General features: G+C 48.3%; 7 protein-coding genes. 1 reads left to right on the top strand and 6 read right to left on the bottom strand.

What is annotated here, in order from left to right:
- Window positions 1–37: 37 nt before the first annotated feature.
- The 6 genes from ACZIX4_RS00640 to ACZIX4_RS00615 all read right to left on the bottom strand — a co-directional run bounded on the left by ACZIX4_RS00640 (window position 38) and on the right by ACZIX4_RS00615 (window position 9,544).
- Window positions 38–2,494 carry a DUF4982 domain-containing protein gene (locus tag ACZIX4_RS00640; RefSeq protein WP_463333678.1) on the bottom strand — a complete coding sequence of 819 codons (2,457 nt, stop codon included), beginning with the start codon at window positions 2,492–2,494 and terminating at the stop codon, window positions 38–40.
- 188 nt (window positions 2,495–2,682) lie between these two features.
- On the bottom strand, window positions 2,683–4,134 hold the full coding sequence (locus ACZIX4_RS00635) for a bifunctional 2-methylcitrate dehydratase/aconitate hydratase (protein ID WP_463333677.1): 1,452 nt from the start codon (window positions 4,132–4,134) through the stop codon (window positions 2,683–2,685).
- 25 nt (window positions 4,135–4,159) lie between these two features.
- A complete protein-coding gene (gene prpC, locus ACZIX4_RS00630) occupies window positions 4,160–5,314 on the bottom strand; it encodes a bifunctional 2-methylcitrate synthase/citrate synthase (RefSeq protein WP_463333676.1) in 1,155 nt (384 codons plus the stop codon).
- A complete protein-coding gene (prpB, locus tag ACZIX4_RS00625) occupies window positions 5,304–6,209 on the bottom strand; it encodes a methylisocitrate lyase (protein WP_463333675.1) in 906 nt (301 codons plus the stop codon). Before prpB ends, prpC begins: the two co-directional genes overlap by 11 nt.
- Window positions 6,210–6,479: 270 nt before the next feature.
- Window positions 6,480–8,447, bottom strand: a complete 1,968-nt coding sequence (gene ppk1 / locus ACZIX4_RS00620; protein ID WP_463333674.1) for a polyphosphate kinase 1 — start codon at window positions 8,445–8,447, stop codon at window positions 6,480–6,482.
- 89 nt (window positions 8,448–8,536) lie between these two features.
- Window positions 8,537–9,544, bottom strand: a complete 1,008-nt coding sequence (locus ACZIX4_RS00615) for a bestrophin family protein (RefSeq protein WP_463333673.1) — start codon at window positions 9,542–9,544, stop codon at window positions 8,537–8,539.
- 211 nt (window positions 9,545–9,755) lie between these two features.
- Here ACZIX4_RS00615 and ACZIX4_RS00610 point away from each other — a divergent pair, with 211 nt between their 5' ends.
- Window positions 9,756–10,577 carry an SDR family oxidoreductase gene (locus ACZIX4_RS00610; RefSeq protein WP_463333672.1) on the top strand — a complete coding sequence of 274 codons (822 nt, stop codon included), beginning with the start codon at window positions 9,756–9,758 and terminating at the stop codon, window positions 10,575–10,577.
- Window positions 10,578–10,581 lie beyond the last annotated feature (4 nt).

Below are 10,581 nucleotides of genomic sequence, written 5' to 3'. Positions count from 1 at the left end.
GTTTACGGGCTTTTCTATCGATTTTATTGGTTACATCTTACAACGCTTTCAGTTTTAGCTCAGCCTGCTGAAGGCCCTTTCCGGTAACTTTTAGTGTAATGTCACCGGCTGTTTTTCCGGACTGTACCAGCACCACAAGCTTACCGCTGAACAAGTCCATATCAGGGCTGTGGAACACCTCTAACGATGTGGCATCGCCATTGCAGGCCGCCCTGTAGGTACCCGCACCCGATACCTCAAAATGCAGCCTGTTTGTAGCCGTAGGGCACGGTACGCCGTTTTTATCCACTACCGAAACGGTTACAAATGCCATATCGTCACCATTGGCTTTCAGGCCGGTAGTATCTGGGGTCAGCACTATACGGTAAGGCGCATCGGCAGTCTGTATTTTTTCTTCGGCAACAGGCTTACCGTCCTTGTCAAGCGCTACAACTTTCAGTTCACCCGGTTCGTATTTTACGTCGTTCCACATCAGCCTGTAACGGTTTTGCGGTGTGCTGTTGTTCTTTTTCTGTACGCCCTGGCTTTTGCCGTTTACAAAAAGTTCGGCACTGTCGTAGCTGGTATACACAAACACGGGAGTTACCTGCCCTTCACGCCCCTGCCAGTTCCAGTGCGGCAGTATGTGCAGGGTAGCATCTTTGGTATTCCAGCGGCTGCGGTACAGGTAGTAGCGGTCTTTTGGCAAACCTGCAAGGTCGCACATCCCGAAATACGAACTCCGCGACGGCCAGAAATCATCATACGGGGTAGGTTCGCCCAGGTAGTCAAAGCCGGTCCATACAAACTCGCCTATTACCCATTGCTTATCATCCTGAAGCACAAAATCCTCATCGGGCACATTACTCCAGCTACAGGCCTCCAGGTCGTAAGAAGAACATTGCAGGTCGTCATATTTCTTTTCCCTGGCCTGCACTACGGGGAATTTATAAATACCCCTTGAACTCACGGTAGAAGCTGTTTCAGAGCCTAATATAAACCCTTGCGGGAACGCCTTGTGGGCATCTTCATACAGGTGCACGCGGTAGTTAAGCCCCGGTATATCCAGCAGGGCGCCAAAGCCGCTTTGCATGGTTTGTTTCACCTGGTCCATACCCACAGTAACGGGGCGCGTAGGATCTTCCCTGTGGAAAACATCCTGAAGGAACTTCGCCCGTTTAAGGCCTTCCTCGCCATACTGGTCCGGCACCTCGTTACCGGCGCTCCACATTACTATGCTTGGGTGGTTTCGGGTAGCACGTACAAGGTTTACTACATCTTTTTCAGCATATTCGTTAAAGAAACGGTGGTAGCCATTTTGCACTTTTGGCTTGCCCCATTCGTCAAAACTTTCGGCAAGGAACAAAAAGCCCATTTCGTCGGCCAGTTCCAGCTGCTCAAACGACGGCATGTTGTGCGAACTCCTTATAGCATTACAACCCAGGTCTTTCAGTATTTGCATTTGCCTGCGCAGTGCCGCTATGTTTATGGCCGAGCCAAGCGGGCCAAGGTCGTGGTGCAGGCATACGCCTTTAAATTTGGTAACCTTTCCGTTAAGGCTGAAACCTTTTTCAGGCTCGTATTTTATTTCACGGATGCCAAAGCGTGTAGTGACCTCATCTTTTAGCGTAGTACCGTTGTACAGTTGCGTTACGGCTTTATACAGGTAAGGCGTTTCGGGGCTCCACAGCTTGGGTGAAGCCACTGCTACCGTATCTTCAAAAGCACCGTTAACCGCCGGTTGGCTTTCGTGTATGGCAACAACATTATCGTTGGCATCAAGGATTTTTGTCACCATATGGCTATCGGCACCGGCAGATGATGCGGCCTTAATGTTTACCGTAGCCTGCTGTGCAGTAATAACGGGGGTGGTAACAAACACGCCCCACTGGTCAAAGCTTTCCTTATCTTTTACCACAATACTCACATTGCGGTACAACCCCGCACCTGGGTACCAGCGCGATGAATACTCCTTATTGCTAAGGTGTACCGCCAGGGTATTTGGCTTGCCCGGTGTAAGGTGCTTTGAAATATCAATATAAAAATACGCATAGCCATAAGCCCACTCCCCTATTTTCTGTCCGTTAAGGTACACCTCGGGTTCGCTCATGGCACCGTCAAAAACCAAAAGGGCGGTGTTGTTCCCGGTAAACTCCGGCACGGTAAAGGTTTTGCGGTACCAGCCGTCGCCTATATGCGGCAATGCCCCGGTACGCCCGGTTTTTTCGGTAGGTACGGTTTCGCCGTTTTGCTCAATGGCTACATTCTGTATATCCCACTTTTTGTCAAACGGCCCGTAAATGGCCCAGTCGTGCGGAATGGTTACGGCCTCCCAGCCGGTATCGTTAAACCCAGTGCCTTCAGCCCCGGCAGGATTCCCTTTTGTAAATTTCCAGTCTTCCCTAAGCAGGGTTACCCCCCTGGTTTCGGCACCGTTTTTTTGCCCCGAACACCCTGCAAGCAGTGCAGCAAACAGTACAGTGGCAACCGCAGTCGATTTAAAGTTTTTCAACATAATTGTAATGTATTGTAATTATCGGGTGGCAATGGCGCATCGTCCTCAAACGTTTTACCTGCCACCTCAAACCCTGCAAAGGTACTAATAATTATTACCCTCACCCTTCTGTATATACCTAATAAAAAAAGGCAGGTACTATTGCACCTGCCTCTATATCATAGGGACGTTATGTAACGCGCCGTGGCTTATATAACCAGTAAATCTACAAATGTATTTACGTCAAGGTTTGCCAGCGTATCAAAATCCAGTGAGTTTTCCAGCACCGTTTTTTGTTGCTTTTCAGGGAAAATACGCGCAAGGTTAATTTTGTATTTGGCTATCAGTTCAGGTATGCCTTCTTCCCTGCGCCTTTTGTGGCCTATAGGGTATTCTACCACTACTTCGTCAAGGATGGTGCCGTCTATCAGCTCCACGGTAAGTGCATTGGCTATAGAGCGTTTTTCAGGGTCGTGGTAGTCGGCAGTAAATTGTACGTCTTCCACACATTCCATTTTATCGCGCAGCAGGTCTATCCTTGCATCAGATGCTATGTTATCTTCATAGTCGGCCGCAGTAAGCCTTCCGTACAGTAGCGGCACGGCAATCATGTACTGTATGCAGTGGTCGCGGTCGGCAGGGTTGTTCAGCGGGCCTTTTTTGTCAATGATGCGTATGGCAGCCTCATGCGTGCGTATGGTAATCTTTTTAACGTCTTCGGCAGTTTTGCCAATAGAATGCAGCCTTGCGTTAAGCGTCATGGCAGCTTCAACAGCTGTTTGTGAATGGAACTCCGCCGGGAATGAAATCTTGAACAGCACATTCTCCATCACGTACGAACCGTAATCCCTCTGGAACTTAAATTCGTTGCCTTTAAAAAGCACATCGTAAAAGCCCCATGTTTTGGCAGTAAGCACCGATGGGTAACCCATTTCGCCCGTTTGTGCAATAAGTGCCAGGCGCACCGCACGCGATGTGGCATCGCCCGCAGCCCATGATTTACGGCTGCCGGTATTAGGTGCGTGGCGGTAGGTACGCAGTGCCTGCCCGTCTACAAATGACAGTGATATGGCATTGATAAGCTCATCCCGGGTTAACCCCAAAAGCTTGCCCACAACTGCCGTAGAGGCTATTTTAACCAATATAACGTGGTCTAATCCCACTTTATTAAACGAGTTTTCCAAAGCCAATACACCCTGCACCTCGTGTGCCATGATCATGGCTTCCAGTACCTGCTTCATTTTCAGCGGGGCTTTACCTTCGGCAAGGTTCGTCCTCGAAAGCCAGTCGGCAGTGGCAAGGATTCCGCCAAGGTTGTCAGACGGGTGCCCCCATTCTGCAGCCAGCCAGGTATCGTTAAAATCCAGCCAGCGGATGATGGCACCAATGTTAAACGCCGCCTGTATAGGATCGAGCTGGAATTGCGTACCCGGTACTTTGGCACCGTTTGGCACTACAGTACCTTTTACAACAGGCCCCAGCAGCTTGGTACAGGCAGGGTAGGTAAGCGCCTCAAGCCCGCAGCCAATGGTATCAAGCAGGCAGTAGTGTGCCGTTTTCCAGGCTAAATCGTTCTTTATTTCATAATTTAAAACATAGTCGGCTATATCGGTTAACACCTTATCGGGTTGCGGCCTTTCGTTTGAAATATGTGATGACATTCTTTTATATGTATTGTTTTATGGATTAACTTCTTTCATTTAACGGGACAAACTCCTTGTTTTCAGGCCCGATATAATTGGCGCTCGGGCGGATGATTTTACCGTCCTGCCTTTGCTCTATAATGTGGGCGCTCCAGCCGGTTACCCTCGAAATTACAAACAGCGGGGTAAACATCAGTGTAGGTACACCCATCTGGTGGTATGATACGGCCGAGAACCAGTCCAGGTTAGGGAACATGTTCTTTTCATCCCACAGCAGGGTTTCCAGGCGTTCGGCTATGTTGTACAGCAGCATATCGCCTGCTTCTTCAGAAAGCTCTTTGGCGACTTTCTTTATCACGATATTCCTCGGGTCGGAAATGGTATACACCGGGTGCCCAAAGCCTATGATTACCTCTTTATTGGCCAGCCTTTTTCGGATGTCTTCTTCGGCATGGTCAGGTGAACTGTAGCGGCTTTGTATGTCAAAAGCCACCTCGTTTGCACCACCGTGTTTTGGCCCGCGCAGCGCACCGATGGCGCCTGTTATGGCCGAATACATATCTGAACCCGTACCGGCAATCACGCGGCTGGTAAACGTAGAGGCGTTAAACTCGTGCTCGGCATACAGGTTAAGCGAAATCTGCATAGCCCTTACCCAAGATGCGGGAGGCGTTTTGCCATGCAGCAGGTGCAGGAAATGCCCGCCTACGGTATCGTCGTCAGTTTCTACCTCTATGGTTTTCCCATTGTGGGTAAAGTGGTACCAGTATAATAATGCCGAACTAAAACAGGCCAGCAGTTTATCGGCAATGTCTCTTGCGCCAGATACGTTATGGTCGTCTTTTTCAGGTTGGATTGTTCCAATAGCCGATACCAGAGAACGCATCACATCCATAGGGTGTGCAGCTGCAGGTATTTGCTGTAATATTTTTTTTACAGAATTTGGTAATCCCCTAAGCGATTTCAACTTTGTCTTATAGTTTGTAAGCTGGGCTTTGGTAGGTAGTGCACCGTATATAAGCAGGTAGGCCACTTCTTCAAACTCGGCCTTTTCGGCCAGGTCCAGTATGTTGTACCCCCTGTAGTGGAGGTCGTTACCGCTTTTACCTACGCTGCACAGGGCAGTATTACCGGCAGCAACCCCTGAAAGTGCTACACTTTTTTTAGGTTTAAATGTAGTTTCGTTATTACTTACCATTTTTGTTGTTTTTAAACAGGTTATCTAATTTTTCCTCGTAGCTGTAGTAGCCTATGCTTTTGTACAATTCCTCGCGGGTTTGCATGGTATCAATCACGTTTTTCTGGGTACCGTCGTTGCGTATGTGCTGGTATACATTCTGCGCTGCTTTATTTGCCGCACGGAATGCCGACAGCGGGTACAATACCAACCCGACTCCCGCATCACCAAGTTCTTCAACCGTATACATCGGTATCATACCAAACTCAGTAATATTGGCCAAAACAGGAATCCCCGTGGCATCTACAAACTTCTGGTAGAAACTCAGGTCGGGCACTGCTTCCGCAAAAATGAAATCGGCTCCGGCTTCTTTATAGGCTATTGCACGTTCAAGGGTTTTTTCAAGCCCTTCGTTCGCAAAAGCATCGGTACGCGCACCTATTACAAAATGCTCATCAGTACGGGCATCGGCAGCGGCCTTCAGGCGGTCTACCATTTCGTCTTTGCTCACCACTTCCTTGCCCGGCCTGTGCCCGCAACGCTTGGCGCCTACCTGGTCTTCTATATGCAGTGCGGCAGCACCGGCCTTAATTAAGGATTTTACAGTCCTTGCCACGTTAAATGCCGATGGCCCGAAACCCGTGTCGACGTCTACCAGCAGCGGCAGGTCGCACACATTGGTTATGCGCTGTATGTCTATGAGTACGTCTTCCAGCGTGGTGATGCCCAAATCTGGTACACCCAGCGAACCGGCAGCTACACCGCCGCCCGAAAGGTATATGGCATTAAACCCCGACTGTTGTGCCAGCAGAGCGTGGTTCGCATTTATAGCGCCTACAATTTGCAGGGGCTTTTCCTTTTCCATGGCCTCCCTGAAACGCAGCCCGGGAGAAGACGGATTACTAAAATTATGCATGAAACGGTTTATTACAGAATTATATTAAATATAAAAAAAAGAACTTTTACCCTGGGTAAATTTAGCAATTTTTCACAACGAAAACGATATAACTGAAACAAATTAAAAAATAAGATAATTCACCTGAGTGCGGTAAAAAATAAATATTTAACAAAAGAAAACATCTGTCGTTTAAAACAACATGCTTTTCTTAAAAAACCAATAAAAATTACGCAATTTATCGCATCAGGATGACAATAAAATACCGATGGTTTTTATAAACAGAGGCGGTTACAGCGCATTGTATATCCGCTCCTGCGAATGCTGTACCTGTGTTGTATCCAGTTGTTGGTACAATAAGGCCAGCAGTTGGCTTTGCAACTGTGGGTCGTACACGGGGAAACACACCTCTATACGCCTGTGTATGTTGCGTTCCATCCAGTCTGCCGAACCCATAAATACCGAAGGGCTGCCACCATTAGTAAACACAAAAATACGGCCATGCTCCAGGTAGCGCCCCACTATACGGGTTACGGCTATGTTTTCGCTCAGGCCTTCTACACCAGGCACCAGGCAGCAAATGCCACGCACTATAAGCTGTATACGCACCCCCGCTTGCGAGGCTTCGTAAAGCTTGTTTATAAGCAAAAGCTCTTCCAGGTTGTTCAGCTTTATGGTGATACCGGCAGCTGCACCCTTACGGGCCAGGGCTATTTCGTGGTCTATAAGTGCGGTAAAGCGTTCCTTCAGGTTAAATTTTGCTACAAGCAGGTGGTTAAATACTATGGTATCTTCAGCTGTAGGCTGCCTTTTTTTCTTCAGGAACCTGAACACCTTGCCCAGCTCCTTCATCATCCCGGCGTGGGCGGTGAGCAAAATATGGTCGGTATAAAAACGGGCAGTGCTTTCGTTAAGGTTGCCCGTAGCCAAAAGCCCTACCGCTTTTTTGCTGCTGCCTTTAGCAAACTTTACCAGCGCTATTTTGGCATGCACCTTTAGCGACGGCACGCTGTAAATAATACGTATACCGGCCTGCTTAAAACGCTTGGTCCACTTAATGTTATTTGCCTCATCAAAGCGGGCTTTCAGTTCTACCACTACGGTAACCTTTTTGCCGTTGGCCGCAGCACTTATCAGCGCATTTGCTATACGCGAATCAGCCGCCACGCGGTACAGCGTAATATAAATTTCCGATACCTCTGGGCTGGCAGCAGCTTCGTTAAAAAAGCGCAGCACCGTATTGTACGACTGGTATGGGGTATTAATCAGTATATCTTTTTCCTGCACCTGTGCCAGCAGCCCTTCGGCATGGGGTATTTCCAATGGCTTTGCAGGCCATGGGGTGTATTCGGTACCCGGATGTTTCAGGGGGAGCTGCGCCAGGTCTTTAAGGTTGTGGTAGCAGCCGCCCTCTACAATCAGTGCCCCTTTCAGGTTCAGGCTGTGTACCAGCGTTTGCATCCATTCCTGCGGCATGCGGGCATCGTACAGCAGCCTTGAGGCCAACCCGAAATCGCGGCGTGCCAACTTCCTTTCCATTTGCCGTGCCAGGTCGCCACTGTATTCATCTTCCAGCTCCAGTTCGGCATCGCGGGTTATCTTAAACGAATAGGTATTTCCGGCATCGGCACCCGGCAGTATAAAGCCTAAAAATGCGCGTACAATATCGTCGGCAAAAACAATATACTGCCTCCCTCCTTCGGTAAAGCTCACAAAACGTGGCTGCTCATCGGCAGGTATGTTTACAATGTACTGGGCATTTGGGGTATCGGCCAGCAGGTAGAGTTTATTATTTTCAGGGAAGAAATTACAATCAGGGGTAAGCTTTACATACTTTATATAGGCCAGCAGCACATTATAAAAATAATCAGAAGCGGCTGTGATTATTGCATCGGGCAGTGGCTGCTGGTACACCAGCGTTACCGAAATAGCGTCCAGCGCTTTAATAATCCCTTCCCTCAGTATGGTCCCGAAATTTTCCTGCTGGGCTTTTACGGCAGCAACTACATAGTGCAGCGTTTCGGCATCCCTGGTATCGCCACCTTTTTTGTGTACTTTTTTAAGCAACGTAAGCGCCGGTATACGTACCCTGTAAAACTCATCAAGGTTAGACGACCATATCGACAGGAACCGTATACGCTCTAAAAGCGGTACAGCGGTATCGGCTGCCTCCTGTAGTACCCTGTTGTTAAACGACAGCCAGCTAAGGTCTCGGTTGTTATAAATAAGAGTAGTACCTACCTGTATATTTGCCTCCATACGTATTGGGTTTTGATAAAAGTATAAAAACAATCTGTTAAGGCTGTTAAGTAAATATTACCTGTGTAACCGCCACCCATACCCGCGTACTACATCAAAATATCGTTTTTAGGCTGTATGGGTTTCGGCAGGTTTGTTTCACCCAGCATTTGCAGCAGGTCTATTTCTATGGTGCGGCATATAGAGAGCATAGGTACATCATTATACAAGCCTTCAAACGGGTTTTCAGAATAGTCGCCTATGATTTCCATAACCACATAAATCCAGCCTACCACCACGCCGAAAGGTATGCTGAGCCAAATTACATCGTCGCCCAGCTTATTAAACTCGGACACTATACCAAAGGGTAACAGGAACACAAAAATGCACACAAACGTAAAGCTGTAGCTGGCATACTGCCTCGGGAACGGGAACCTTTTAATACGTTCGGCCTTACCCTGCTCGTCATAAAAGCTGTTCAGCGCCTTTTGCAGTTCTGCCTGTTGTATCATGTTCAGGCTGTTGTTTTTATACAGTGCCGCCACCTGCGCCGATTGCAGTTCTATAATCTGCGTAGCCTTATTAGCCGCCGGTGCCAGCTTTTGCAAGTCGGCAACAGTAAGGTAGTGCTTTTGGCTTACTTCTTCTAACTCTACTTTATAAGCATCATCCAACATTTTTTCCCGGCGCTTGCGGTTATAATACCCGAAGTTCCAGTTAAGGCTTACGTGTTCCCATTGGGTAGGCACCAGCAGCTGTTCGCGCAGTGTATAGAGGTAAGCAATGTGGCGGTAAATGATTTGGCGCGCCTCCTGCCCTGTGTCATCGGCTATAAAATGTTTCGCCATAGTGCCCAGCATACGGCTGTTGTTTATAATAGCGCCCCATACCCGGCGGGCTTCCCAAAGCCTGTCATACGCCTGGTTGTTTTTAAAACCTACATAAAACGCCACTGCGGTACCTATAAGCGACATGGGCAGCCACGGGATGATCATCCATTGCCAGCGGGTAAAGTAATACAGCAGGGTAACGGCACACATCCATGCGGTGAGCCACACCAGGTGATGGCCGGTAAATTCGAAAATTGCCCTGAGTTGAAGTGTCTTTTTTACAATCATGGTACGTTTAGGGAGGTTTAAGGTTGTAAGAACAAGCGGGTTAAATATAGTAATTTTTCGTTCGAAATAACCGCAATTCCATATCAGCAAACGATTTACCCCGAAACTTACGAATACGTTTTAGTTAAAATCCTGACGGTTATAAAGCGCTGCCCAACTTTTTGATTTAATATTGAACCATATTTAAGGACAAAATAACGCATAATCGCAAATGGGCATTTTAGATACCTTTTCGTTACAAGGAAAAGTAATTGTGGTAACCGGCGGCACGGGTGTGCTGGGCGAATCATTTATAACTGCCATAGCACAGGCCGGGGGCAAAATAGCCATACTGGGCCGCAATGAAGCCAAAGCCCACGAACGCGTACAACTAGCCGAAAGCCTTGGTACCGAAGCACTGGCAGTTACCGTAGACGTAACCGATGAGCAGGACGTTCTCCGTGCAAAAGATATAATCATCAGCCATTTCGGCACGATAGACGGGCTGGTAAATGCCGCAGGCGGAAACATACCGGGCGCTACCATAAACCCCGATGATAACCTGTTTGATGCATCTATGGCAGACACTATAAAAGCCATAGAGCTTAACCTGTACGGCACCATAATACCCACGCATGTATTTGGGCGGGTTATTGCCGAAAAGGGCAAAGGCGCTATTGTAAACATTTCGTCATTGGCGGCCAGCCGTGCCATTACGCGTGGCATGGGTTATAACGTAGCCAAGCACGGCATAGACGGCTACACCAAATGGATGGCTACAGAACTATCTCTCCGCTATGGCGATAAGGTGCGTGTCAATGCCATAGCGCCGGGCGTATTCCTTACCGACCAAAACCGCAGCCTGCTTACCAATACCGACGGCACCTTTACCCAAAGGGCGCAAAAATTTGTAGACAATACACCGTACTCGCGCCTGGGGCAGCCGCAGGAACTGGAAGGAACCCTCGTATATTTGCTAAGCGATGCATCAGGGTTTGTTAACGGCGAAATAATTTTTGTAGACGGTGGTTTTAATGCCTGGTGCGGCGTATAATTTT

This window comes from Flavobacterium niveum (genome assembly GCF_055231775.1).
Note: the sequence above shows the minus strand (reverse complement) of the source record. Positions and strands in the feature narration are given on the sequence as shown.